A 25,317-nucleotide genomic window follows, 5' to 3' on the forward strand; every position below is an offset into this window, starting at 1 on the left:
ATTCCCGTGTGAAAGTAGGTAATCGTCAGGCTCCCTAAGCCAAGAACCCCCGCCCGAAAGGCGGGGGTTTTTGCATTGGCGCGGCGGAAATGTGCGTGGGATCGGGGTGGGCGGCCTGGCTGGAACTGGGCGCCGAATGTGCCAATTTAGGCGCTCGCCGTTCTCGAGCGATCCGCAGCTCTGCGCCGCTGATCAACCCGATCGAGCCGGCCCCGCGCTGACAGCTTGCGCTGACTGGAACCCACATTCAAACATCCATCCCCGCTGCTGACGACAATGACGGCCAGGTGGAGTAGCGACTCCATCAATACCTGACTACCTCTCGACGCAGATTTGAGCGTCGAGGTACGTGGGCCCGGTGTGGCATCGTCGGCCACCCGATTGCCGGCTATCGGGCACCGTTCGTTGGCGTATTGAGCTCATCTCCGGTCAAAAATCACCATTGCAATTCCGCGCCTATCGGGCATGTTTCACCGCTTCCGTCATCACGTGAGCCGTCAGCATGATCTGGCAACAGGTCGCGTCTATCGGATGTTTTGGCGTGTTCTTGCCTCGAGGGGTGGACGACCGTTGTCCATCGATCGTGCCAAGTGGGATATCACCCGGGATGGCATCGTGTAGTCATCCCGAGATTTATGAATCTCAATTCGTCGCATCTTCGCTCAAGTCAACCTGCGCGAGGAGGCGGGCGTGTGGAACCCGCCGGATGGAGAGGATCGGTGCGTAGCGCGAACCGGGTGCCTGCGAGTCCATGAACCGGATAGCCTCAGAAATCCGCGCTGTTCCTTTTGACGAGCACGGGCTGTCCGTCGCGCAACACATAGATTTCTTCAATGAGTGAATAGGCGGTGCCGCCAAAGCAGTCTCGCCCTTCGCCCATTAACGCAAAGCGCGTGCCACCGGCGTTGACGCCGGTCGATCGCACCGCGCATGCGGTACTCGGATCGCCGAGTGCGGAGCCGTCGCCAGGCGGAAACCGGCGCGTCGTGTTCCGCCCGTGATCTCGGGTTAGCACGACCAACGCAGGGCAACGACCGGTAGACACCGAAGGCTGGCTGTCGCACGCCAGATTTCCGGCGTCTTCGAGTGGGTGCGCTGCGGAGAACGCGCCGGCGTCGAATCCTACGCAGGTATTGGTGCCCAGCTGCACGAGGTGGGCATCGTACGGGCATACGGGATGTCGCGTGTATGCCGCGGATTCGCTGCGATAGGCCGACCAGATGCTGACGTTGGTCGGCTTGCACGACGGCGAGGTGCAGTGGGCGGCGCACTGCAGAATATTTGCCGAGATTGCTTCGACAAGCCTGCGCGGCAGCCCGGGGCGGGGCCGCATGTCGTCGCCAAGTAGTGGTTGCAATACGTCGATGCAGGCTGGGCTGCCGGATTCATTTGGCGATGTGTCATCGCCGGCGCTAGCGCCGACGAGGTACATGGAAGCATCGCTGAGCAGCCACGCATAGGCGATCGCATCCTGGCTCCACGGGTGCGCCGCGGTCGAACCGATATCCGCCGAACCGAGGCACCCCGCATCGAGCGCGGGCTTCAATCGGCTGTATGCGGCGAGCGATGCGGTTGCCGCTGCGCGTCCTGGGGCATGGCTGTCAGCCAGAGCCTGCTGGCGGACCCTGGCGATTGTGCTCGAGCGACACCGGGTGTCTGCCGGACCGGCGCCATGAGCGGTCAAAGTCATGAAGGCCATCAACAGGACGAGCAGGCGCATGAGGATCCGAACCAGAGGCGGGTAGGTAGCCCGGGATGGTATCGTGCCTGTCGCTGAAGTCGACAAAGGTCGGGCCGCATCCACGATTTCCCGTCGGAAGCGTCGGTCGAAGATCGGATGCAGTTGCCGGAGCGCGCGCGAAAGCCTTGTCACGGACATCGCCTGCGAATCGGTCCCGATACCCGTGATGCTGAAAATGGCGCCTTGCGAGATATCGGAAACAGACGAATGAACCCGCCCGGCACGAAATTTGCGGAAATTTTCGTTTACCCGCTTGGCAGAGTGCTAAAGAGGTCGTATGATGGCGGTCTTTCGTTTTCAGCGTAGATGCAGATCGACGTTGAGGGCGGAGTCTGACGAAGATGTGGCACTGATCGGTAGCACCCATGCTTGCCTTAGCCGGGCAAGGGCGGGAGATCGGTGGTCAAGACAGCGTCGGGAAGAGAGTGAAAATAATCTTCCGGATGTGCTTGACAGGAGTGCGATGCACCCCCATAATCGTCAGTTCTCTACGGAGGGGTGCCCGAGTGGCTAAAGGGGGCAGACTGTAAATCTGTTGGCTTACGCCTACGTTGGTTCGAATCCAACCTCCTCCACCAAGATTATCAGCGCAGTGAGCGGTAAGGAATCGTTTGTGGCCCGTGCGGGTGTAGCTCAATGGTAGAGCAGAAGCCTTCCAAGCTTACGACGAGGGTTCGATTCCCTTCACCCGCTCCAGACCGCGAAGTTGAAGCGTAAAGCGCCCATGTGGCTCAGTGGTAGAGCACTCCCTTGGTAAGGGAGAGGTCGGCAGTTCGATCCTGCCCATGGGCACCAGCAGTACAAAGTCAGTGTCTTGTTTGCGCGCGGCGCAACCTGTGAAATTCCTTTTGGGAGTCGAAAATGGCCAAGGGTAAATTCGAGCGGACCAAGCCGCACGTGAACGTTGGTACGATTGGTCACGTTGACCACGGCAAGACGACGCTGACGGCAGCGATCACGACGGTTCTGACGAAGAAGTTCGGCGGCGAAGCGAAGGCATACGACCAGATCGACGCGGCACCGGAAGAAAAGGCGCGCGGCATCACGATCAACACGGCACACGTCGAGTACGAAACGGCTAACCGCCACTACGCACACGTCGACTGCCCGGGCCACGCTGACTATGTGAAGAACATGATCACGGGCGCAGCGCAGATGGACGGCGCGATCCTGGTTTGCTCGGCAGCAGACGGCCCGATGCCGCAAACGCGTGAGCACATCCTGCTGGCGCGTCAGGTTGGCGTTCCGTACATCATCGTGTTCCTGAACAAGTGCGACATGGTGGACGACGCAGAACTGCTCGAGCTGGTCGAGATGGAAGTTCGCGAACTCCTGTCGAAGTACGACTTCCCGGGCGACGACACGCCGATCGTGAAGGGTTCGGCAAAGCTGGCGCTGGAAGGCGACACGGGCGAGCTGGGCGAAGTGGCGATCATGAGCCTGGCCGACGCGCTGGACACGTACATCCCGACGCCGGAGCGTGCAGTTGACGGCGCGTTCCTGATGCCGGTGGAAGACGTGTTCTCGATCTCGGGCCGTGGTACGGTTGTGACGGGTCGCGTTGAGCGCGGCATCGTGAAGGTCGGCGAAGAAATCGAAATCGTCGGTATCAAGCCGACGGTGAAGACGACCTGCACGGGCGTTGAAATGTTCCGCAAGCTGCTGGACCAAGGTCAAGCAGGCGACAACGTTGGTATCCTGCTGCGCGGCACGAAGCGTGAAGACGTGGAGCGTGGCCAGGTTCTGGCGAAGCCGGGTTCGATCACGCCGCACACGCACTTCACGGCTGAAGTGTACGTGCTGAGCAAGGACGAAGGCGGCCGTCACACGCCGTTCTTCAACAACTACCGTCCGCAGTTCTACTTCCGTACGACGGACGTGACGGGCTCGATCGAGCTGCCGAAGGACAAGGAAATGGTGATGCCGGGCGACAACGTGTCGATCACGGTGAAGCTGATCGCTCCGATCGCGATGGAAGAAGGTCTGCGCTTCGCAATCCGCGAAGGCGGCCGTACCGTCGGCGCCGGCGTCGTCGCCAAGATCATCGAGTAAGCCAGTTATTCGTTGATCGACAGTTTTGGGGCTGGTGACAGCCAGCCCCAACATGGTTTAGGGGTATAGCTCAACTGGCAGAGCGTCGGTCTCCAAAACCGAAGGTTGGGGGTTCGATTCCCTCTGCCCCTGCCAAAAAATAGCCACGTGTCCTACGTGGCATTTGTTTTAAGGTGTTATGGCGAATCCATCCGTCGAAACTGTAAATACCTCCGGCGATAAGCTGATGCTGGCCCTGGGCGTATTGCTGGTCTTGGCCGGATTCGTGGGCTTCTTCTGGCTGGCCAATCAGCAGTGGTATGTCCGCGGTGCCGCGTTGGCGGTAGGTATCATCGCCGGCGTGGCCGTCGGGCTGATGTCCGCACCTGGCAAGAGCCTCATCGCGTTTGCCAAGGATTCGTACAAGGAAGTCCGGAAGGTCGTTTGGCCCACCCGCAAGGAAGCAACGCAAACCACACTCGTCGTGTTCGGTTTCGTGCTCGTGATGGCGATTTTCCTCTGGTTGAGTGACAAATCGATCGAATGGGTGATTTTCTCGGCGATTCTGGGTTGGAAATGATATGAGCGATACTCCGGCATCCCCGAGCGGAAAGCGTTGGTACGTCGTGCACGCCTACTCCGGTATGGAGAAGAGCGTGCAGCGCGCGCTTCAAGAGCGCATCGAACGTGCTGGCATGCAGGATAAATTCGGTCAGATCCTGGTTCCGACCGAGGAAGTGGTCGAAGTCAAAGGCGGCCACAAGGCTGTGACCGAGCGTCGTTTCTTCCCCGGCTACGTGCTGGTGGAAATGGAAATGACGGACGAAACGTGGCACCTCGTGAAGAACACCGCGAAGGTCACCGGTTTCGTTGGCGGTGCGCGTAACCGCCCAACCCCGATTTCCCCGAAGGAAGTCGAGAAGATCATGTCGCAGATGCAGGAAGGCGTGGAAAAGCCGCGCCCGAAGACCCTGTTCGAAGTCGGCGAGATGGTGCGCGTCAAGGAAGGCCCGTTCACGGACTTCAATGGCACCGTCGAAGAAGTCAACTACGAAAAATCGCGCGTGCGTGTGTCGGTCACCATCTTTGGCCGATCCACACCGGTCGAACTCGAGTTCGGCCAGGTCGAAAAAGTTTGATCCCGATTCGGTGGGCAGCCTCGGCTGCCCACCTTCGCGCTTACGGCCCGCGTCATGGCCGTTGAGGAGCGTCAGTAGCCAGCGGCGAAAGCGCGTTACTACTCACCGAACGCCTCCCCTGGCGTTCCAATGAGGTTCACAAATGGCAAAGAAGATTATCGGCTTTATCAAGCTGCAGATCCCTGCAGGTAAAGCCAACCCGTCGCCGCCGGTCGGTCCGGCACTGGGCCAGCGCGGCCTGAACATCATGGAGTTCTGCAAGGCGTTCAACGCGCAGACTCAAGGCATGGAGCCGGGTCTGCCGGTGCCGGTGGTCATCACGGCATTCGCTGACAAGAGCTTCACGTTCGTGATGAAGACGCCGCCGGCGACCGTCCTGATCAAGAAGGCGGCGAAGGTGGACAAGGGCTCGAGCAAGCCGCACACCGACAAGGTCGGTTCGATCACGCGCGCTCAAGCTGAAGAAATCGCGAAGACCAAGATGCCGGACCTTACGGCAGCTGATCTGGACGCAGCCGTTCGCACCATCGCTGGTAGCGCACGCTCGATGGGCATCACTGTGGAGGGCGTGTAAATGGCTAAGATCTCCAAGCGCCGTCAGGCATTTGCCGCCAAGGTTGATCGTCAGAAGCTGTACGCGATCGAAGACGCACTGAGCCTCGTGAAGGAATGCGCGAGCGCGAAGTTCGACGAGTCGATCGACGTTGCAGTCCAGCTCGGCATCGATGCGAAGAAGTCGGACCAGGTCGTTCGTGGTTCGGTCGTTCTGCCAGCAGGTACGGGCAAGTCGGTTCGCGTTGCCGTGTTCGCGCAAGGCGAGAAGGCTGAGCAAGCTCGTGCAGCAGGCGCGGAAATCGTCGGTATGGAAGACCTGGCAGAGCAGATCAAGGCTGGCCAGATGGACTTCGACATCGTGATCGCTTCGCCGGACACGATGCGTATCGTCGGTACGCTCGGCCAGATCCTCGGCCCGCGCGGCCTGATGCCGAACCCGAAGGTCGGTACGGTCACGCCGGACGTCGCAACCGCCGTCAAGAACGCGAAGGCTGGTCAGGTGCAATTCCGTGTCGACAAGGCCGGTATCATCCACGCGACCATCGGCCGTGCATCGTTCGAGTCGACCGCACTGCGTTCGAACCTGTCGGCGCTGGTCGAAGCGCTGCAGAAGGCAAAGCCGGCAACGAGCAAGGGCATCTACCTGCGCAAGATCGCACTGTCGAGCACGATGGGCGTCGGCGTGCGTGTTGACCAGGCTACGCTGGCAGCACAGTAAGCAAGTATTCGGGCCGCTTCGTTCGCGAAGCGGCCTACATGGGCTTTGGGCGGTTGTTCGTGCAACAGGGCGGGCAACCGGTTATCAAAGACCGTTGGTGGGGCGCAGCAGTCAGGTGATCCCTTAATTCAAGCCAACGCAGATGGCGAACCCGAAAAAGTTTTGCAGTGGTGAAGCCGCAGGCCGTGAAGCGATTCCCGGCGTGAGGTGGAAATACTCCTAACGAGGTCGGACGCCGTTGTTGAACGAGGTACGCGAGGTTTCGTGCCGAACGTATCGTTTCTGGAGGCTAACCGTGCCGCTTAATAGAGAAGACAAGCAAGCCGTCGTCGCTGAGGTTTCCGCGCAAGTCGCGAAGGCCCAGACCGTTGTGCTGGCTGAGTATCGTGGAATTGCGGTTGGCGATCTGACCAAGCTGCGCGCGAAAGCGCGTGAGCAACAGGTTTACCTGCGCGTGTTGAAGAACACGCTGGCGCGTCGCGCTGTTGAAGGTACGCCGTTTGCTCCGCTGGCAGAGCAGATGACTGGCCCGTTGATCTACGGCATCTCGGAAGATGCAATTGCTGCTGCTAAGGTCGTCAACGACTTCAGCAAGAGCAATGACAAGTTGGTCATCAAGGCTGGTTCGTTCGATGGCAAGGTGATGGACAAGGCTGGCGTGCAAGCGCTGGCAAGCATCCCGAGCCGCGAAGAACTGCTCTCGAAGCTGCTGTTCGTTATGCAATCGCCTGTTTCGAGCTTCGCGCGCGCTCTGGCCGCGCTGGCCGAGAAGAAGCAAGCGGAAGCTGCGTAATCGAGCGTGCATCAGCGTCATTGATCGCTGGCTGTATCCGAATTCAATTTAGGAGTATTTCAAATGGCAATCGCAAAAGAAGACATCCTGGCAGCAGTCGAAGGGATGACCGTTCTGGAACTGAACGAACTGGTCAAGGCGTTCGAAGAGAAGTTTGGCGTGTCGGCAGCTGCAGTGGCAGTCGCTGGCCCGGCAGGCGGCGGCGCTGCTGCTGCTGCTGAAGAGCAGACCGAATTCACGGTCATGCTGCTCGAAGCAGGCGGCAACAAGGTTGCAGTCATCAAGGCAGTTCGCGAACTGACGGGCCTGGGCCTGAAGGAAGCGAAGGACCTGGTTGACGGCGCACCGAAGCCCGTCAAGGAAGCAGTGCCGAAGGCTGCTGCTGACGAAGCCAAGAAGAAGCTGGAAGACGCAGGCGCGAAGGCCGAAATCAAGTAAGTTTCGGCTCGTTGCGCGAAGGCTGGCGGTATTTTCACCGCCGGCCTTTTTGTGCTTTGTGGGGACGTTATTCTGGCACTCATTCGGGAGCCCGAATAATCGGCCCCAGAAGCCAAAGAAAACCGCCTGATCGTTGTCATTGGTCACGAATGGCGGTTCTCTTTGTCTTCTGAAGCGACTGCAGAAGGCAAGTTTGGTCGGGTAGCGGGCAACACAGGCATCCGCTGCCGTCAGCCAGCGGTTGGTAGCGGCCAACCACCAAGCTTCTCGGCTCGTTCAAGCCGTCGAACGGCCATCGGGTCTCAGTCGGTGAACACTCGGGTTTGAAACGTCAAGGTATTCCGCCTCGATAGCACCCGCCGTGATTCGGAGATCGTATGCAATATTCCTTCACCGAGAAGAAGCGCATTCGCAAGAGTTTCGCGAAGCGCCCCATCGTTCACCAAGTTCCGTTCTTGCTGGCTACCCAGCTTGAATCATTCAGCACGTTTCTGCAAGCCGATGTGCCGGCCACACAACGCAAGCCTGAAGGTTTGCAGGCCGCGTTCACATCGGTATTTCCCATTGTTTCGCACAACGGTTTCGCGCGCCTTGAGTTCGTGAGCTATGCGCTGTCCTCGCCGGCATTCAACATCAAGGAATGCCAGCAGCGTGGCCTGACGTACTGCTCCGCGCTGCGCGCGAAGGTCCGCCTTGTCATCCTCGACAAGGAATCGCCGAACAAGCCGGTCGTCAAGGAAGTGAAAGAGCAGGAAGTGTACATGGGCGAAATGCCGCTCATGACGCCGACGGGCTCGTTCGTCATCAACGGCACCGAGCGTGTCATCGTCTCGCAGCTGCACCGTTCGCCGGGCGTGTTCTTCGAACACGACAAGGGCAAGACGCACAGCTCGGGCAAGCTGCTGTTCTCGGCACGGATCATTCCGTACCGCGGCTCGTGGCTCGACTTCGAATTCGATCCGAAGGACATCCTGTACTTCCGCGTCGACCGTCGCCGCAAGATGCCGGTCACGATCCTGCTGAAGGCCATCGGCCTCACGCCGGAACAGATCCTCGCGAACTTCTTCGTGTTCGACAACTTCACGCTGATGGACGAAGGCGCACAACTCGAGTTCGTGCCCGAGCGCCTGCGTGGTGAAGTCGCGCGTTTCGACATCACGGATCGTGATGGCAAGGTCATCGTCCAGAAGGACAAGCGGATCAACGCGAAGCACATTCGCGACCTCGAAGCCGCCAAGACCAAGTTCATCTCGGTGCCGGAAGACTATCTGCTCGGCCGCGTGCTGGCGAAGAACGTCGTCGATGGCGATACCGGCGAAGTGATCGCGAGCGCGAACGACGAAGTCACGGAAAGCGTGCTCGAGAAGCTGCGCGAAGCGGGCATCAAGGACATCCAGACGCTCTACACGAACGACCTGGACCAGGGCCCGTACATCTCGTCGACGCTGCGTGTCGACGAAACGACCGACAGGACGGCCGCGCGCATCGCGATCTACCGCATGATGCGTCCGGGCGAGCCGCCGACCGAAGAAGCGGTCGAGGCACTGTTCAATCGTCTGTTCTACAGCGAAGAAGCGTACGACCTGTCGAAGGTCGGCCGTATGAAGTTCAATCGCCGCGTCAGCCGTGACGAGATCACCGGCCCGATGACGCTGCAGGACGACGACATCCTCGCGACGATCAAGATCCTCGTCGAGCTGCGCAACGGCAAGGGCGAAGTGGACGACATCGACCACCTCGGCAATCGTCGCGTGCGTTGCGTCGGCGAACTGGCGGAAAACCAGTTCCGCGCAGGTCTCGTGCGTGTCGAGCGCGCGGTCAAGGAACGCCTCGGCCAGGCCGAAAGCGAAAACCTGATGCCGCACGACCTGATCAACTCGAAGCCGATTTCGTCGGCGATCCGCGAGTTCTTCGGTTCGTCGCAGCTGTCGCAGTTCATGGACCAGACCAACCCGCTGTCGGAAATCACGCACAAGCGCCGTGTTTCCGCACTGGGCCCGGGCGGTCTGACGCGTGAACGCGCAGGCTTCGAAGTTCGTGACGTGCACCCGACCCACTATGGCCGCGTGTGCCCGATCGAAACGCCGGAAGGTCCGAACATCGGTCTGATCAACTCGCTCGCACTGTATGCGCACCTGAACGAGTACGGCTTCCTCGAGACGCCGTACCGCAAGGTCGTGGACAGCAAGGTGACCGACCAGATCGACTACCTGTCGGCGATCGAAGAAGGCCGCTACATGATCGCGCAGGCGAACGCCGCGATCGACGAGAACGGCCAGCTGATCGACGAACTCGTGTCGTCGCGTGAAGCCGGCGAAACGATGATGGTCACGCCGGACCGCATCCAGTACATGGACGTTGCGCCGTCGCAGATCGTGTCGGTTGCAGCTTCGCTGATTCCGTTCCTTGAACACGATGACGCGAACCGTGCACTGATGGGTTCGAACATGCAGCGTCAGGCCGTGCCGTGTCTGCGTCCGGAAAAGCCGGTCGTCGGTACGGGCATCGAGCGCACCTGCGCGGTCGACTCGGGTACGACGGTTCAGGCGTTCCGCGGCGGCGTCGTCGACTATGTCGACGCAGGCCGTATCGTGATTCGCGTGAACGACGACGAAGCGGTCGCAGGTGAAGTCGGTGTCGACATCTACAACCTGATCAAGTACACGCGTTCGAACCAGAACACGAACATCAACCAGCGTCCGATCGTGAAGATGGGCGACAAGGTCTCGCGCGGCGACGTGCTGGCCGACGGCGCCTCGACGGACCTGGGCGAGCTCGCGCTCGGCCAGAACATGCTGATCGCGTTCATGCCGTGGAACGGCTACAACTTCGAAGACTCGATCCTGATCTCGGAGAAGGTCGTTGCGGACGATCGCTACACGTCGATCCACATCGAAGAGCTGAACGTCGTTGCACGTGACACGAAGCTCGGGCCGGAAGAAATCACGCGCGACATCTCGAACCTGGCTGAAGTCCAGCTCGGCCGTCTCGACGAATCGGGCATCGTGTACATCGGTGCGGAAGTCGAAGCGGGCGACGTGATGGTCGGCAAGGTCACGCCGAAGGGCGAGACCCAGCTGACGCCGGAAGAGAAGCTGCTGCGCGCGATCTTCGGCGAGAAGGCTTCGGACGTGAAGGACACGTCGCTGCGCGTGCCGTCGGGCATGAGCGGCACCGTGATCGACGTCCAGGTGTTCACGCGTGAAGGCATCCAGCGTGACAAGCGTGCGCAACAGATCATCGACGACGAACTGAAGCGTTACCGTCTCGACCTGAACGACCAGCTGCGCATCGTGGAAGGCGACGCGTTCCAGCGTCTCGCACGCATGCTCGTGGGCAAGGTCGCGAACGGCGGTCCGAAGAAGCTCGCGAAGGGTACGAAGATCGACCAGGCTTACCTGGAAGACCTCGACCACTACCACTGGTTCGACATCCGTCTCGCGGACGACGAAGCAGCGGCGCAGCTCGAAGCGATCAAGAACTCGATCGAAGAAAAGCGTCACCAGTTCGACCTCGCGTTCGAAGAGAAGCGCAAGAAGCTCACGCAAGGCGACGAACTGCCGCCGGGCGTGCTGAAGATGGTCAAGGTGTACCTCGCGGTCAAGCGTCGCCTGCAGCCTGGCGACAAGATGGCAGGCCGTCACGGTAACAAGGGTGTCGTGTCGAAGATCGTCCCGATCGAAGACATGCCGTACATGGCCGATGGCCGTCCGGCAGACGTCGTGCTGAACCCGCTGGGCGTTCCGTCGCGGATGAACGTGGGTCAGGTTCTGGAAGTGCACCTCGGCTGGGCCGCGAAGGGCCTCGGCTGGCGTATCGGCGAAATGCTGCAGCGTCAGACGAAGATCGAGGAACTGCGCGTGTTCCTGACGAAGATCTACAACGACTCGGGCCGCCAGGAAGATCTGGAAAGCTTCACCGACGACGAGATCCTCGAACTCGCGAAGAACCTGCGCGAAGGCGTGCCGTTCGCAACGCCGGTGTTCGACGGTGCGACCGAGGAAGAAATGGGCAAGATGCTCGACCTCGCGTTCCCGGACGACATCGCGGAACAGCTCGGCATGAACCCGTCGAAGAACCAGGTCCGTCTGTACGACGGCCGCACGGGTGAAATGTTCGAACGTCGCGTGACGCTTGGCTACATGCACTACCTGAAGCTGCACCACTTGGTCGACGACAAGATGCACGCGCGTTCGACCGGCCCGTACTCGCTCGTCACGCAGCAGCCGCTGGGTGGTAAGGCGCAGTTCGGTGGCCAGCGTTTCGGTGAAATGGAAGTGTGGGCACTCGAAGCGTACGGCGCCTCCTACGTGCTGCAGGAAATGCTGACGGTGAAGTCGGACGACGTGAACGGCCGTACCAAGGTTTATGAAAACCTGGTCAAGGGCGATCACGTGATCGATGCAGGCATGCCGGAATCCTTCAACGTGCTCGTGAAGGAAATCCGCTCGCTCGGTATCGATATCGATCTCGACCGCAATTAATCGGACTACGGAGAGAAAGCAATGAAAGCTCTGCTCGATCTATTCAAGCAAGTCCAACAGGAAGAAGTTTTCGACGCGATCAAGATCGGTCTGGCCTCGCCGGACAAGATCCGTTCGTGGTCGTTCGGCGAAGTGAAGAAGCCGGAGACCATCAACTACCGTACGTTCAAGCCGGAACGCGATGGTCTCTTCTGCGCGAAGATCTTCGGGCCGATCAAGGACTACGAGTGCCTGTGCGGCAAGTACAAGCGTCTGAAGCACCGCGGCGTGATCTGCGAGAAGTGCGGCGTCGAAGTGACGCTGGCGAAGGTGCGCCGTGAACGGATGGGCCACATCGAACTGGCCTCGCCGGTCGCGCACATCTGGTTCCTGAAGTCGCTGCCGTCGCGTCTGGGCATGGTGCTCGACATGACGCTGCGCGACATCGAACGCGTGCTGTACTTCGAAGCCTATGTGGTGATCGAACCGGGCATGACGCCGCTGAAGGCGCGGCAGATCATGACCGAAGAGGATTACTACAACAAGGTCGAGGAATACGGCGACGAATTCCGTGCCGAAATGGGCGCGGAAGGCGTGCGTGAACTGCTGCGTGCGATCAACATCGACGAGCAGGTCGAGACGCTGCGCACCGAGCTGAAGAACACCGGCTCGGAAGCGAAGATCAAGAAGTACGCGAAGCGCCTGAAGGTCCTCGAGGCATTCCAGCGCTCGGGCATCAAGCCCGAGTGGATGATCCTCGAAGTGCTGCCGGTGCTGCCGCCGGAACTGCGTCCGCTCGTGCCGCTGGACGGCGGCCGTTTCGCGACGTCGGACCTGAACGACCTGTATCGCCGCGTGATCAACCGTAACAACCGGTTGAAGCGTCTGCTCGAGCTGAAGGCGCCTGAGATCATCGTCCGCAACGAAAAGCGGATGCTGCAGGAAGCCGTCGACTCGCTGCTCGACAACGGTCGTCGCGGCAAGGCGATGACGGGCGCGAACAAGCGTCCGCTGAAGTCGCTTGCCGACATGATCAAGGGTAAGGGCGGCCGTTTCCGTCAGAACCTGCTGGGCAAGCGCGTCGACTACTCGGGCCGTTCGGTCATCGTGGTCGGCCCGACGCTGAAGCTGCACCAGTGCGGTCTGCCGAAGCTGATGGCGCTCGAGCTGTTCAAGCCGTTCATCTTCAACAAGCTGGAAGTGATGGGCGTCGCGACGACCATCAAGGCTGCGAAGAAGGAAGTCGAGAACCAGACGCCGGTGGTGTGGGACATCCTCGAAGAGGTGATCCGCGAGCACCCGGTGATGCTGAACCGTGCGCCGACGCTGCACCGTCTCGGTATCCAGGCGTTCGAGCCGGTGCTGATCGAAGGTAAGGCAATTCAGCTGCACCCGCTCGTCTGCGCGGCGTTCAACGCCGACTTCGACGGTGACCAGATGGCCGTTCACGTGCCGCTGTCGCTCGAAGCGCAGATGGAAGCGCGTACGCTGATGCTGGCGTCGAACAACGTGCTGTTCCCGGCCAACGGCGATCCGTCGATCGTGCCGTCGCAGGATATCGTGCTGGGTCTGTACTACGCGACCCGCGAAGCGGTCAACGGCAAGGGCGAAGGCCTGTCGTTCACGGGCGTGTCGGAAGCAATCCGCGCGTACGAGAACAAGGAAGTCGAGCTCGCATCGCGCGTCAACGTGCGGATCACCGAAATGGTCCGCAACGAAGACACGTCGGAAGGCGCGCCGGAATTCGTGCCGAAGATCTCGCTGTACGCGACGACCGTCGGCCGCGCGATCCTGTCGGAGATCCTGCCGCACGGCCTGCCGTTCTCGGTGCTGAACAAGCCGCTGAAGAAGAAGGAAATCTCGCGCCTGATCAACACGGCGTTCCGCAAGTGCGGTCTGCGCGCGACGGTGGTGTTTGCCGACCAGCTGATGCAGTCGGGTTTCCGTCTTGCGACGCGCGCCGGCATCTCGATCTGCGTGGACGACATGCTCGTGCCGCCGCAGAAGGAAACGATCGTCGGCGACGCCGCGAAGAAGGTGAAGGAGTACGACCGTCAGTACATGTCGGGTCTCGTCACCGCGCAGGAACGCTACAACAACGTGGTCGACATCTGGTCGGCAACGTCGGAAGCGGTCGGCAAGGCGATGATGGAGCAGCTGTCGACGGAGCCGGTGACGGACCGCGACGGCAAGGAAACGCGCCAGGAGTCGTTCAACTCGATCTACATGATGGCCGACTCGGGCGCCCGGGGTTCGGCGGTTCAGATTCGTCAGCTGGCCGGTATGCGTGGCCTGATGGCGAAGCCGGACGGCTCGATTATCGAGACGCCGATTACCGCGAACTTCCGCGAAGGTCTGAACGTGTTGCAGTACTTCATCTCGACCCACGGTGCACGTAAGGGTCTGGCTGATACGGCACTGAAGACCGCGAACTCGGGTTACCTGACGCGTCGTCTCGTCGACGTCACGCAGGATCTGGTCGTGGTGGAAGACGATTGTGGCACGTCGAACGGCGTGGCGATGAAGGCGCTGGTCGAAGGCGGTGAAGTCGTCGAAGCGCTGCGCGACCGTATCCTCGGCCGCGTCGCGGTCGCGGACGTCGTGAACCCGGAAACGCAGGAAACGGTGTACGAATCGGGCACGCTGCTCGACGAAACGGCGGTCGAGGAAATCGAACGCCTCGGCATCGACGAAGTGCGCGTGCGCACGCCGCTGACCTGCGAAACGCGTTACGGCCTGTGCGCGGCCTGCTACGGCCGTGACCTCGGCCGCGGCTCGCTCGTGAACGTCGGCGAAGCAGTCGGCGTGATCGCGGCACAGTCGATCGGTGAACCGGGCACGCAGCTGACGATGCGTACGTTCCACATCGGTGGTGCGGCATCGCGTGCGGCAGTGGCTTCGTCGGTCGAAGCGAAGAGCAACGGTATCGTGCGCTTCACGGCGACGATGCGCTACGTCACGAACGCGAAGGGCGAGCAGATCGTCATTTCCCGTTCGGGCGAAGCGATGATCACCGACGACTTCGGTCGCGAGCGCGAGCGTCACAAAGTGCCGTACGGCGCGACGCTGCTGCAGCTCGACGGCGTGACGATCAAGGCAGGCACGCAGCTCGCCACGTGGGATCCGCTGACGCGTCCGATCATCACCGAGTACGGTGGTACGGTGAAGTTCGAGAACGTCGAGGAAGGCGTGACCGTCGCGAAGCAGATCGACGACGTGACCGGCCTGTCGACGCTGGTCGTGATCGACGTGAAGCGTCGTGGCTCGCAGGCTTCGAAGAGCGTGCGTCCGCAGGTCAAGCTGCTCGACGCGAACGGCGACGAAGTGAAGATTCCGGGCACGGAGCACGCAGTGCAGATCGGCTTCCAGGTCGGCGCACTGATCACCGTGAAGGATGGCCAGCAGGTGCAGGTCGGTGAAGTGCTCGCACGTATCCCGACGGAAGCGCAGAAGACGCGTGACATTACCGGCGGTCTGCCGCGGGTGGCGGAACTGTTCGAAGCGCGTTCGCCGAAGGATGCCGGCATTCTCGCGGAAGTCACCGGTACGACGTCGTTCGGTAAGGACACGAAGGGCAAGCAGCGTCTCGTCATCACGGATCTCGAGGGCAACCAGCACGAGTTCCTGATCGCGAAGGAAAAGCAGGTTCTGGTTCACGATGCTCAGGTCGTCAACAAGGGCGAAATGATCGTGGACGGTCCGGCCGATCCGCACGACATCCTGCGTCTGCAGGGTATCGAGGCGCTGTCGCGCTACATCGTCGACGAAGTGCAGGACGTGTATCGTCTGCAGGGCGTGAAGATCAACGACAAGCACATCGAGGTGATCGTTCGCCAGATGCTGCGTCGTGTGCAGATCACCGACAACGGCGATACGCGCTTCATCCCGGGCGAACAGGTCGAACGTTCCGACATGCTGGACGAGAACGATCGCATGATCGCCGAGGACAAGCGTCCGGCTTCGTACGACAACGTGCTGCTCGGTATCACGAAGGCATCGCTGTCGACCGACTCGTTCATCTCCGCGGCATCGTTCCAGGAAACGACCCGCGTGCTGACCGAAGCGGCGATCATGGGCAAGCGCGACGATCTGCGTGGCCTGAAGGAAAACGTGATCGTCGGCCGTCTGATTCCGGCCGGTACGGGTCTCGCGTTCCATAAGGCACGCAAGGCGAAGGAATCGTCGGATCGCGAGCGTTTCGACCAGATCGCAGCGGAAGAATCGTTCGACTTCGGCACGCCGAGCGCGCCGGCAGAAGAGCCGCAGCAACACCCGGCAGCCGAGTAAGTGCGGGCGGCGCGAGCCGCCACGCCTTACCTTGCTGTCACCGAAACCGCCCGGTTCCGCCGGGCGGTTTTTTTTCATCTGTCGTTCGCGCACATGACGGGCCTGCCGTGCAGCCGCCGCAGGCCCGTCATGCGCGCGAACGAATCCTGGCCGATCGGCCAAAACCGCACGATTCGCCACGCGTCGAGCGAGCGGGTTGTTAAAATTGCGGTCATCGTTTAGCCGTCCCAGCCCTCATTCATGTCCCGCGCCCTCGAAATCCTCGACGAAGTATTTGGTTATCCCGCATTTCGCGGCCAGCAGGGCGAGATCGTCGAACACGTCGCCGGCGGCGGCGATTGCCTCGTGCTGATGCCGACCGGCGGCGGCAAGTCGCTGTGCTACCAGATCCCGGCGCTGCTGCGCCGCGAGGCCGGGCAGGGCGCGGGCATCGTCGTGTCGCCGTTGATCGCGCTGATGCAGGACCAGGTCGCCGCACTGAGCGAAGTGGGCGTGCGCGCGGCATACCTGAATTCGACGCTGTCGGGCGCCGAGGCCGCGGCGACCGAGCGCGCGCTGCGCGAAGGCGAAATCGACCTGCTGTATGTCGCGCCGGAACGGCTGATGACGGGGCGCTTTCTCGACCTGCTCGAGCGCGCGAAGATCGGCCTGTTCGCGATCGACGAAGCGCACTGCGTGTCGCAATGGGGGCACGATTTCCGCCCGGAATACATCCAGCTGTCGGTGCTGCACGAGCGGTTTCCGTCGGTGCCGCGCGTCGCGCTGACCGCCACGGCCGATGCGATCACGCGCGACGAGATCATCCACCGTCTCGCGCTCGACGACGCGCGCGTGTTCGTGTCGAGCTTCGACCGCCCGAACATCCGCTACCGGATCGTCGAAAAGGACAACGCGCGTTCGCAGCTGCTCGATTTCATCCGCGCCGAACACACGAATGCCGACGGTACGACGGATGCGGGCGTCGTCTATTGCCTGTCGCGCCGCAAGGTCGAGGAAACGGCCGAATGGCTGAAGGCGCAGGGCGTGCGCGCGCTGCCGTATCACGCGGGGATGGAGTTCGAGGTGCGGCAGAAGCACCAGGAAATGTTCCAGCGCGAGGAAGGCATCGTGATGTGCGCGACGATCGCGTTCGGCATGGGCATCGACAAGCCGGATGTGCGCTTCGTCGCGCACCTGGATCTGCCGAAGAGCGTCGAAGGTTACTACCAGGAAACGGGCCGCGCCGGCCGCGACGGGATGCCCGCGAATGCGTGGATGGCGTACGGTCTCGGCGACGTCGTCCAGCAGCGCAAGATGATCGACGAGTCCGATGCGGACGACGCGCACAAGCGCGTCCAGACGTCGAAGCTCGACGCGCTGCTCGGGCTGTGCGAGACGATCTCGTGCCGCCGCGTGCGGCTGCTGAACTACTTCGGCGAGGAGAGCAAGCCGTGCGGCAACTGCGACACGTGCCTCGAGCCGCCCGATTCGTGGGACGCCACGCGTGAGGCGCAGATGGCGCTGTCCTGCGTGTTCCGCGCGCAGCGCGCGAGCGGCTTCAATTTCGGCTCGAGCCATCTGATCGAGATCCTGCGCGGCGGGCGCACCGAGAAGGTGTTGCAGCGCGGCCACGACCAGCTCACGACCTTCGGGATCGGCGCGTCGCTGTCGGAGCCCGAGTGGCGCGCGATTTTCCGGCAGCTCGTCGCGTACGGCTACCTGGCCGTCGATCATGGCGGCTTCGGCGCGCTCGTGCTGACCGAGGCCGCGAAGCCCGTGCTGAAGAACGAGGAGAAGGTCACGCTGCGCCGCTACGTGAAGCCGCAGCGCACGCGCCAGTCGTCGAGCCGCAGCGGTACGCGCGTCGATCCGACGGCCGGCATGGGCACGCGTGAGCGCGCGCGATGGGATGCACTGCGCGCATGGCGAGCGGAAACCGCGAAGACGGACGGCGTGCCGGCCTACGTGATCTTCCACGACGCGACGCTCGCCGAGATCGCACGCAACGCGCCGGAGACGATCGACGACCTGCGCCATATCCCCGGCATGGGCGTGCGCAAGCTGGAGCGCTTCGGCGACGAGATCATCGACGTCGTCGAGTCGGCCTGACACAGGCGTTCCGACCCTTCCGGTAAACCACGCGTCTGACCGGCGAATCACGCAAGCCGTTGACTTAGTTGGTATTTCCGGAATATCATGCTGGGTTCCGGTATTCGGCGGGCCGAGTTGCGTTCGAAAGTTCGCCCCGTTTCGCCGGTTCGGAAGTCAACTGTGCGCCGATTCTCGCTTTGCCCGAAATCGATGCGCAGATTTTGTTCAATTTCAGGAATAAACAATGCCAACCATCAACCAACTGGTTCGCAAAGGCCGTCAGTCGGAAACGACGAAGAGCAAGAGCCCGGCCCTGCAGGACTGCCCCCAGCGTCGCGGCGTGTGCACCCGTGTGTACACGACGACGCCGAAGAAGCCGAACTCGGCACTCCGTAAGGTCGCCAAGGTTCGTCTGACGAACGGCTTCGAAGTGATTTCGTACATCGGCGGTGAAGGCCACAACCTGCAGGAACACTCGGTTGTGCTGATCCGCGGCGGCCGTGTGAAAGACTTGCCGGGTGTGCGTTACCACATGGTTCGCGGCTCGCTGGATACCCAGGGCGTCAAGGACCGTAAGCAAGCGCGCTCGAAGTACGGCGCGAAGCGTGCAAAGGCTGCCAAGTAAGCAGTTTTTGATCAGGGATCGCCGTAGGGCGGTCAAGGCGGGAGTGCCGGATTGCCGGTGCTGTCGAGTAAGTGGTCACCCGGCCAAGCTGGTTAGTCGTGAAGATGTGATCGGGTTTGTTGGTGGCCGCGGAGCTGGAACCAGCTCCAACTGAACAAGTAAAGGAAGAATCATGCCGCGTCGTCGCGAAGTCCCCAAGCGGGAAGTGTTGCCGGATCCGAAGTTCGGTAACGTTGATGTAGCCAAGTTCATGAACATGCTGATGCTGTCCGGCAAGAAGTCGGTCGCAGAGCGCATCGTTTATGGCGCATTCGAACAAATCCAGACCAAGGGTGGCAAGGACCCGCTGGAAGTGTTCACGGTTGCGCTCAACAACGTCAAGCCGGTGGTCGAAGTGAAGAGCCGTCGCGTTGGTGGTGCCAACTATCAAGTTCCGGTCGAAGTGCGCCCGTCGCGTCGTATGGCATTGGCGATGCGCTGGCTGCGTGAGGCTGCGAAGAAGCGTAGCGAGAAGTCGATGGCCCTGCGCCTGGCAGGTGAACTCTCCGAAGCGGCCGAAGGCCGTGGCGGCGCGATGAAGAAGCGCGACGAAGTTCACCGCATGGCAGAAGCCAACCGCGCGTTCTCGCATTTCCGTTTCTAAGCGCCTGGCTGGGCTTTTAGCGGAAATAAATTCCGGGCGGGTGCGCTTTTCAGGCGCCTCGCCCGTTTGTGTTGAAGCATGATGCAGCTGGGCTGCATCGTGTCATCCCAGTAGAGGATCAAAGTGGCTCGCAAGACTCCTATCGAGCGCTACCGCAATATCGGTATTAGCGCTCACATCGACGCCGGCAAAACGACGACGACCGAGCGCATTCTGTTTTACACCGGTGTGAACCACAAGATCGGTGAAGTCCACGACGGCGCAGCCACGATGGACTGGATGGAGCAGGAACAGGAGCGTGGCATCACGATCACGTCCGCTGCTACCACCGCCTTCTGGAAGGGCATGGCCGGCGACCGTCCGGAACACCGTATCAACATCATCGACACCCCGGGCCACGTCGACTTCACGATTGAAGTTGAGCGCTCGATGCGCGTGCTCGACGGCGCATGCATGGTGTATTGCGCAGTGGGCGGCGTGCAGCCGCAGTCGGAAACGGTGTGGCGCCAGGCGAACAAGTACAAGGTGCCCCGTCTCGCGTTCGTCAACAAGATGGACCGTACCGGCGCGAACTTCTTCAAGGTCTACGACCAGCTCCGTCTGCGCCTGAAGGCGAACCCGGTTCCGGTCGTGGTGCCGATCGGTGCGGAAGAAGGCTTCAAGGGTGTCGTCGACCTGATCAAGATGAAGGCGATCATTTGGGACGAGGCATCGCAAGGTACCAAGTTCGACTACGTGGACATCCCGGCGGAACTCGTCGACACGTGCAATGAATGGCGTGAAAAGATGGTCGAAGCGGCTGCCGAGTCGAGCGAAGAGCTGATGAATCAGTATCTCGAAGCGGGCGACCTGGCCGAAGCCGAGATCTTGAAGGGTCTGCGTGACCGTACGATCGCGTGCGAAATTCAGCCGATGCTGTGCGGTACCGCATTCAAGAACAAGGGCGTGCAGCGTATGCTCGACGCCGTGATCGATTTCCTGCCGTCGCCGATCGACATCCCGCCGGTTACGGGTGAACTCGAAAATGGCGAGAAGACGGAACGCCGTGCGTCCGACGACGAGAAGTTCTCGGCACTCGCGTTCAAGATCATGACCGACCCGTTCGTCGGCCAGCTGATCTTCTTCCGCGTCTACTCGGGCGTCGTCAATTCGGGCGACACGCTGCTCAATGCGACCAAGGACAAGAAGGAACGTCTCGGCCGTATTCTGCAGATGCACGCGAACCAGCGCGAAGAAATCAAGGAAGTTCGCGCAGGCGACATCGCTGCTGCGGTCGGCCTGAAGGAAGCGACCACGGGCGACACGCTGTGCGATCCGGCACATCCGATCGTGCTCGAACGCATGATTTTCCCGGAGCCGGTGATTTCGCAGGCCGTCGAGCCGAAGACGAAGGCTGACCAGGAAAAGATGGGCCTGGCGCTCAACCGTCTCGCTCAGGAAGATCCGTCGTTCCGCGTGCAGACCGACGAAGAATCGGGTCAAACCATCATTTCGGGCATGGGCGAGCTCCACCTCGAAATTCTGGTCGACCGGATGAAGCGCGAATTCGGCGTGGAAGCGACCGTCGGCAAGCCGCAGGTGGCATACCGCGAAACCATTCGCAAGTCGGCCGCGGACGTCGAAGGCAAGTTCGTCAAGCAGTCGGGTGGTCGTGGTCAGTACGGCCATGCGGTCATTACGCTCGAGCGCAGCGAACTGGGCAAGGGCTACGAGTTCGTCGACGCGATCAAGGGCGGCGTGATTCCGCGTGAATACATCCCGTCGGTTGACAAGGGTATCCAGGAAACGCTGAAGAGCGGCGTGCTGGCTGGCTTCCCGGTTGTCGACGTGAAGGTCACGCTGACGTTCGGTTCGTACCACGACGTCGACTCGAACGAAAATGCGTTCCGCATGGCCGGTTCGATGGCGTTCAAGGAAGCGATGCGTCGTGCGGATCCGGTTCTGCTCGAGCCGATGATGGCCGTGGAAGTGGAAACGCCGGAAGACTTCATGGGTAACGTGATGGGCGACCTGTCGGGTCGTCGCGGCATCATCCAGGGCATGGACGACATGGTTGGCGGCGGCAAGATCGTGCGCGCCGAAGTGCCGCTGTCGGAAATGTTCGGCTACTCGACGTCGCTGCGTTCGCTGACGCAGGGTCGCGCAACGTACACGATGGAATTCAAGCACTACGCTGAAGCTCCGAAGAACGTTGCAGAAGCGATCATCAGCGCGAAGACGAAGTAATTCGTTATCACAATCGATTATTTTTGAAAGAAGAGAATCATGGCAAAAGGTAAATTCGAGCGGACCAAGCCGCACGTGAACGTTGGTACGATTGGTCACGTTGACCACGGCAAGACGACGCTGACGGCAGCGATCACGACGGTTCTGACGAAGAAGTTCGGCGGCGAAGCGAAGGCATACGACCAGATCGACGCGGCACCGGAAGAAAAGGCGCGCGGCATCACGATCAACACGGCACACGTCGAGTACGAAACGGCTAACCGCCACTACGCACACGTCGACTGCCCGGGCCACGCTGACTATGTGAAGAACATGATCACGGGCGCAGCGCAGATGGACGGCGCGATCCTGGTTTGCTCGGCAGCAGACGGCCCGATGCCGCAAACGCGTGAGCACATCCTGCTGGCGCGTCAGGTTGGCGTTCCGTACATCATCGTGTTCCTGAACAAGTGCGACATGGTGGACGACGCAGAACTGCTCGAGCTGGTCGAGATGGAAGTTCGCGAACTCCTGTCGAAGTACGACTTCCCGGGCGACGACACGCCGATCGTGAAGGGTTCGGCAAAGCTGGCGCTGGAAGGCGACACGGGCGAGCTGGGCGAAGTGGCGATCATGAGCCATGCCGACGCGCTGGACACGTACATCCAGACGCCGGAGCGTGCAGTTGACGGCGCGTTCCTGATGCCGGTGGAAGACGTGTTCTCGATCTCGGGCCTTGGTAGGGGTGTGACGGGTCGCGTTGAGCGCGGCATCGTGAAGGTCGGCGAAGAAATCGAAATCGTCGGTATCAAGCCGACGGTGAAGACGACCTGCACGGGCGTTGAAATGTTCCGCAAGCTGCTGGACCAAGGTCAAGCAGGCGACAACGTTGGTATCCTGCTGCGCGGCACGAAGCGTGAAGACGTGGAGCGTGGCCAGGTTCTGGCGAAGCCGGGTTCGATCACGCCGCACACGCACTTCACGGCTGAAGTGTACGTGCTGAGCAAGGACGAAGGCGGCCGTCACACGCCGTTCTTCAACAACTACCGTCCGCAGTTCTACTTCCGTACGACGGACGTGACGGGCTCGATCGAGCTGCCGAAGGACAAGGAAATGGTGATGCCGGGCGACAACGTGTCGATCACGGTGAAGCTGATCGCTCCGATCGCGATGGAAGAAGGTCTGCGCTTCGCAATCCGCGAAGGCGGCCGTACCGTCGGCGCCGGCGTCGTCGCCAAGATCATCGAGTAATATCGACGATCCGCGGATCCCTACGGGGTCCGCGATTCCGCGGTATGCAGTCCGTACCGTCGAAACCGGGTGTCCAGCTTGCGCTGGCACCCGGTTTTGTTTTTCCGCCACGCCGAAGCGCGGGGCGAGAAGTTCGCGCCATCGCTCCAGAATTTCGTGTAGAATCGCGGGCTTAGCAGTGGAAGTACCGTCCGGAACCTGATGTCTCGCTCCCCGCAGGCGTCATGTTTCACGTTCTTTTAGTGTTCGGCGATGCAACATCGCCTCGCTCTTTCCAGGGAATTGTCATGCAGCAACAGAAAATCCGCATTCGCCTGAAGGCTTTCGACTATCGTCTGATCGATCAATCGGCTGCCGAAATCGTCGATACCGCAAAGCGGACTGGCGCAATCGTCCGTGGCCCGGTGCCGCTGCCGACGCGCATTCAGCGTTTTGACATCCTGCGTTCGCCGCACGTCAACAAGACGTCGCGCGATCAGCTCGAAATCCGTACCCACCAGCGCCTGATGGACATCGTCGATCCGACCGACAAGACGGTTGACGCGCTGATGAAGCTCGATCTGCCGGCTGGCGTCGACGTGGAAATCAAGCTGCAGTAAGGCTTCCAGCGCCAATCGGCTTGTCGGGCGGCGCTAAGTCTTTGATTGCTTGCGGAAAACGCGAGGGCGGGCTATAATGCTTGGCTTTTCGCGTATTCGCGTAAAAAAGTTGGGCCTTGCGTGCCCGGCATTTTGTAAATCAGCCCCGACCAATCGCAGTCGGGAATGGAGAAAATGATGAGCCTTGGACTCGTAGGTCGCAAGGTTGGCATGACCCGTATCTTCACGGCGGAAGGGGATTCGATTCCCGTCACCGTGCTGGACGTGTCGGACAACCGCGTGACGCAGATCAAGACTGTTGAAACCGACGGCTACACGGCCGTGCAGGTTGCATTCGGCTCCCGTCGTGCCTCGCGCGTGACGAAGCCGCTGGCAGGTCATCTCGCCAAAGCCGGTGTTGAAGCCGGTGAAATCCTCAAGGAATTCCGCATTGACGCGGCCAAGGCAGCTGAGCTGTCGAATGGCGCCGTGGTCGGTGCTGATCTTTTCGAAGTGGGCCAGAAGGTCGACGTGCAAGGCGTGTCGATCGGTAAGGGCTACGCCGGTACGATCAAGCGTTACAACTTCTCCTCCGGCCGTGCTACGCACGGTAACTCGCGCTCGCACAACGTGCCGGGCTCGATCGGTATGGCGCAGGATCCGGGTCGTGTTTTCCCGGGTAAACGCATGACGGGTCACATGGGTGACGTGACGGTGACGGTGCAGAACCTCGAAATCGCTCGTATCGACGCAGAGCGCAAGCTGCTGCTCGTGAAGGGTGCGATTCCGGGCGCGAAGGGCGGCAAGGTCTTCGTGACGCCGGCCGTCAAGACCAAGGGGGCGAAATAATGGAACTCAAGCTCCTGAACGAAAATGGTCAGGAAGGTGCAGTGGTCAACGCATCGGACGTCGTGTTCGGTCGTGACTACAACGAAGCACTGATCCACCAGGTCGTCGTCGCTTACCAGGCGAATGCTCGCCAGGGTAACCGCGCACAGAAGGACCGTGAGCAAGTCAAGCACACGACGAAGAAGCCGTGGCGCCAGAAGGGTACGGGCCGCGCTCGTGCCGGTATGTCGTCGAGCCCGTTGTGGCGTGGCGGTGGTCGTATCTTCCCGAATTCGCCGGAAGAAAACTTCTCGCACAAGGTCAACAAGAAGATGCATCGCGCAGGTCTCTGCTCGATCTTCTCGCAGCTGGCCCGTGAAGGCCGTCTGTCGGTCGTCGAGGACATCATCCTCGAAGCGCCGAAGACCAAGCTGCTGGCCGAAAAATTCAAGACCATGGGTCTCGACTCCGTGCTGATCATTACGGATACGGTCGACGAGAACCTGTACCTGGCTTCGCGCAACCTGCCGCACGTGGCGATTGTCGAGCCGCGCTACGCTGACCCGCTGTCGCTGATCTACTTCAAGAAAGTGCTGGTCACGAAGGCTGCGGTCGCCCAGATCGAGGAGTTGCTGTCATGAGCGAGATTCGCAAGAACGATCATCGTTTGATGCAGGTCCTGCTCGCGCCGGTGATCTCGGAAAAGGCGACGCTGGTTGCCGACAAGAACGAGCAAGTCGTGTTCGAAGTCGCACCGGATGCCACGAAGCAGGAAGTGAAGGCAGCTGTCGAGCTGCTGTTCAAGGTTGAAGTTGATTCCGTCAACGTGCTGGTTCAGAAGGGCAAGCAAAAGCGCTTTGGCCGTTCGATGGGCCGCCGCAAGGACGTGAAGAAGGCGTACGTTTGCCTGAAGCCCGGCCAGGAAATCAACTTTGAAGCGGAGGCCAAGTAA

At 60.9% G+C, this 25,317-nt stretch carries 19 protein-coding genes and 4 tRNA genes; 22 read left to right on the plus strand and 1 reads right to left on the minus strand.

Annotated elements, in window-relative coordinates; genetic code table 11:
• Positions 1-766: 766 nt before the first annotated feature.
• On the minus strand, positions 767-1,720 hold the full coding sequence (locus tag BCO18175_RS34000; protein WP_174987412.1) for a hypothetical protein: 954 nt from the start codon (positions 1,718-1,720) through the stop codon (positions 767-769).
• Positions 1,721-2,233: 513 nt separating this feature from the next.
• Here BCO18175_RS34000 and BCO18175_RS34005 point away from each other — a divergent pair.
• The 22 genes from BCO18175_RS34005 (at position 2,234) to rplW (ending at position 25,317) form a co-directional block, all read left to right on the plus strand.
• Positions 2,234-2,319 (plus strand) — tRNA-Tyr (locus BCO18175_RS34005).
• A 44-nt stretch (positions 2,320-2,363) separates the two neighbouring features.
• Positions 2,364-2,437, plus strand: a tRNA-Gly gene (locus tag BCO18175_RS34010).
• Positions 2,438-2,461: 24 nt separating this feature from the next.
• Positions 2,462-2,536, plus strand: a tRNA-Thr gene (locus BCO18175_RS34015).
• A 66-nt stretch (positions 2,537-2,602) separates the two neighbouring features.
• On the plus strand, positions 2,603-3,793 hold the full coding sequence (tuf, locus tag BCO18175_RS34020) for an elongation factor Tu (RefSeq protein ID WP_011350666.1): 1,191 nt from the start codon (positions 2,603-2,605) through the stop codon (positions 3,791-3,793).
• 59 nt (positions 3,794-3,852) lie between these two features.
• A tRNA-Trp gene (locus BCO18175_RS34025) sits at positions 3,853-3,928 on the plus strand.
• Between the two features lie 43 nt (positions 3,929-3,971).
• Entirely contained in the window at positions 3,972-4,352 is a 381-nt protein-coding gene (gene secE / locus BCO18175_RS34030) for a preprotein translocase subunit SecE (RefSeq protein WP_006482892.1), read from the plus strand.
• 1 nt (position 4,353) lies between these two features.
• Positions 4,354-4,911 carry a transcription termination/antitermination protein NusG gene (gene nusG, locus BCO18175_RS34035; RefSeq protein WP_006400672.1) on the plus strand — a complete coding sequence of 186 codons (558 nt, stop codon included), beginning with the start codon at positions 4,354-4,356 and terminating at the stop codon, positions 4,909-4,911.
• Between the two features lie 142 nt (positions 4,912-5,053).
• Positions 5,054-5,485, plus strand: a complete 432-nt coding sequence (rplK, locus tag BCO18175_RS34040) for a 50S ribosomal protein L11 (RefSeq protein ID WP_006477201.1) — start codon at positions 5,054-5,056, stop codon at positions 5,483-5,485.
• Positions 5,486-6,184 (plus strand): 50S ribosomal protein L1, encoded by a 699-nt coding sequence (gene rplA, locus BCO18175_RS34045; protein ID WP_174919026.1) that lies wholly within the window; start codon positions 5,486-5,488, stop codon positions 6,182-6,184.
• A gap of 295 nt (positions 6,185-6,479) precedes the next feature.
• Entirely contained in the window at positions 6,480-6,977 is a 498-nt protein-coding gene (rplJ, locus tag BCO18175_RS34050) for a 50S ribosomal protein L10 (protein WP_128841625.1), read from the plus strand.
• Between the two features lie 63 nt (positions 6,978-7,040).
• Entirely contained in the window at positions 7,041-7,415 is a 375-nt protein-coding gene (gene rplL, locus BCO18175_RS34055; protein ID WP_011350669.1) for a 50S ribosomal protein L7/L12, read from the plus strand.
• Positions 7,416-7,792: 377 nt separating this feature from the next.
• A complete protein-coding gene (rpoB, locus tag BCO18175_RS34060) occupies positions 7,793-11,899 on the plus strand; it encodes a DNA-directed RNA polymerase subunit beta (protein ID WP_174919025.1) in 4,107 nt (1,368 codons plus the stop codon).
• A gap of 21 nt (positions 11,900-11,920) precedes the next feature.
• Positions 11,921-16,165, plus strand: coding sequence for a DNA-directed RNA polymerase subunit beta' (gene rpoC, locus BCO18175_RS34065; RefSeq protein WP_174919024.1), 4,245 nt, complete (start codon positions 11,921-11,923; stop codon positions 16,163-16,165).
• A gap of 240 nt (positions 16,166-16,405) precedes the next feature.
• Complete coding sequence (gene recQ, locus BCO18175_RS34070; RefSeq protein ID WP_174919023.1) at positions 16,406-18,253, plus strand: DNA helicase RecQ; 1,848 nt, start codon at positions 16,406-16,408, stop codon at positions 18,251-18,253.
• A 226-nt stretch (positions 18,254-18,479) separates the two neighbouring features.
• Positions 18,480-18,860, plus strand: a complete 381-nt coding sequence (rpsL, locus tag BCO18175_RS34075; protein WP_006400662.1) for a 30S ribosomal protein S12 — start codon at positions 18,480-18,482, stop codon at positions 18,858-18,860.
• A 172-nt stretch (positions 18,861-19,032) separates the two neighbouring features.
• Positions 19,033-19,503, plus strand: coding sequence for a 30S ribosomal protein S7 (gene rpsG / locus BCO18175_RS34080; RefSeq protein WP_006477195.1), 471 nt, complete (start codon positions 19,033-19,035; stop codon positions 19,501-19,503).
• Between the two features lie 123 nt (positions 19,504-19,626).
• Entirely contained in the window at positions 19,627-21,729 is a 2,103-nt protein-coding gene (fusA, locus tag BCO18175_RS34085; protein ID WP_122944197.1) for an elongation factor G, read from the plus strand.
• Positions 21,730-21,768: 39 nt separating this feature from the next.
• On the plus strand, positions 21,769-22,959 hold the full coding sequence (tuf, locus tag BCO18175_RS34090; RefSeq protein WP_174987414.1) for an elongation factor Tu: 1,191 nt from the start codon (positions 21,769-21,771) through the stop codon (positions 22,957-22,959).
• A 287-nt stretch (positions 22,960-23,246) separates the two neighbouring features.
• On the plus strand, positions 23,247-23,558 hold the full coding sequence (gene rpsJ, locus BCO18175_RS34095; protein ID WP_004199280.1) for a 30S ribosomal protein S10: 312 nt from the start codon (positions 23,247-23,249) through the stop codon (positions 23,556-23,558).
• Positions 23,559-23,735: 177 nt separating this feature from the next.
• Entirely contained in the window at positions 23,736-24,386 is a 651-nt protein-coding gene (gene rplC / locus BCO18175_RS34100) for a 50S ribosomal protein L3 (protein WP_006482922.1), read from the plus strand.
• A complete protein-coding gene (rplD, locus tag BCO18175_RS34105) occupies positions 24,386-25,006 on the plus strand; it encodes a 50S ribosomal protein L4 (RefSeq protein ID WP_011350675.1) in 621 nt (206 codons plus the stop codon). The genes rplC and rplD overlap by 1 nt, the downstream gene beginning before the upstream one ends.
• On the plus strand, positions 25,003-25,317 hold the full coding sequence (rplW, locus tag BCO18175_RS34110) for a 50S ribosomal protein L23 (protein WP_004199275.1): 315 nt from the start codon (positions 25,003-25,005) through the stop codon (positions 25,315-25,317). Before rplD ends, rplW begins: the two co-directional genes overlap by 4 nt.

Origin of the sequence: Burkholderia lata (genome assembly GCF_902499335.1) — a bacterium.
GTDB lineage: Bacteria > Pseudomonadota > Gammaproteobacteria > Burkholderiales > Burkholderiaceae > Burkholderia > Burkholderia lata_B.

Excerpts from the sequence above, each read along its gene's own strand:
- BCO18175_RS34000 (WP_174987412.1), bottom strand. The coding sequence starts at position 1,720 with ATGCGCCTGCTCGTCCTGTTGATGGCCTTCATGACTTTGACCGCTCAT.
- tuf (WP_011350666.1), top strand. The coding sequence starts at position 2,603 with ATGGCCAAGGGTAAATTCGAGCGGACCAAGCCGCACGTGAACGTTGGT.
- secE (WP_006482892.1), top strand. The coding sequence starts at position 3,972 with ATGGCGAATCCATCCGTCGAAACTGTAAATACCTCCGGCGATAAGCTG.
- nusG (WP_006400672.1), top strand. The coding sequence starts at position 4,354 with ATGAGCGATACTCCGGCATCCCCGAGCGGAAAGCGTTGGTACGTCGTG.
- rplK (WP_006477201.1), top strand. The coding sequence starts at position 5,054 with ATGGCAAAGAAGATTATCGGCTTTATCAAGCTGCAGATCCCTGCAGGT.
- rplA (WP_174919026.1), top strand. The coding sequence starts at position 5,486 with ATGGCTAAGATCTCCAAGCGCCGTCAGGCATTTGCCGCCAAGGTTGAT.
- rplL (WP_011350669.1), top strand. The coding sequence starts at position 7,041 with ATGGCAATCGCAAAAGAAGACATCCTGGCAGCAGTCGAAGGGATGACC.
- rpoB (WP_174919025.1), top strand. The coding sequence starts at position 7,793 with ATGCAATATTCCTTCACCGAGAAGAAGCGCATTCGCAAGAGTTTCGCG.
- rpoC (WP_174919024.1), top strand. The coding sequence starts at position 11,921 with ATGAAAGCTCTGCTCGATCTATTCAAGCAAGTCCAACAGGAAGAAGTT.
- recQ (WP_174919023.1), top strand. The coding sequence starts at position 16,406 with ATGTCCCGCGCCCTCGAAATCCTCGACGAAGTATTTGGTTATCCCGCA.
- rpsL (WP_006400662.1), top strand. The coding sequence starts at position 18,480 with ATGCCAACCATCAACCAACTGGTTCGCAAAGGCCGTCAGTCGGAAACG.
- rpsG (WP_006477195.1), top strand. The coding sequence starts at position 19,033 with ATGCCGCGTCGTCGCGAAGTCCCCAAGCGGGAAGTGTTGCCGGATCCG.
- tuf (WP_174987414.1), top strand. The coding sequence starts at position 21,769 with ATGGCAAAAGGTAAATTCGAGCGGACCAAGCCGCACGTGAACGTTGGT.
- rpsJ (WP_004199280.1), top strand. The coding sequence starts at position 23,247 with ATGCAGCAACAGAAAATCCGCATTCGCCTGAAGGCTTTCGACTATCGT.
- rplC (WP_006482922.1), top strand. The coding sequence starts at position 23,736 with ATGAGCCTTGGACTCGTAGGTCGCAAGGTTGGCATGACCCGTATCTTC.
- rplD (WP_011350675.1), top strand. The coding sequence starts at position 24,386 with ATGGAACTCAAGCTCCTGAACGAAAATGGTCAGGAAGGTGCAGTGGTC.
- rplW (WP_004199275.1), top strand. The coding sequence starts at position 25,003 with ATGAGCGAGATTCGCAAGAACGATCATCGTTTGATGCAGGTCCTGCTC.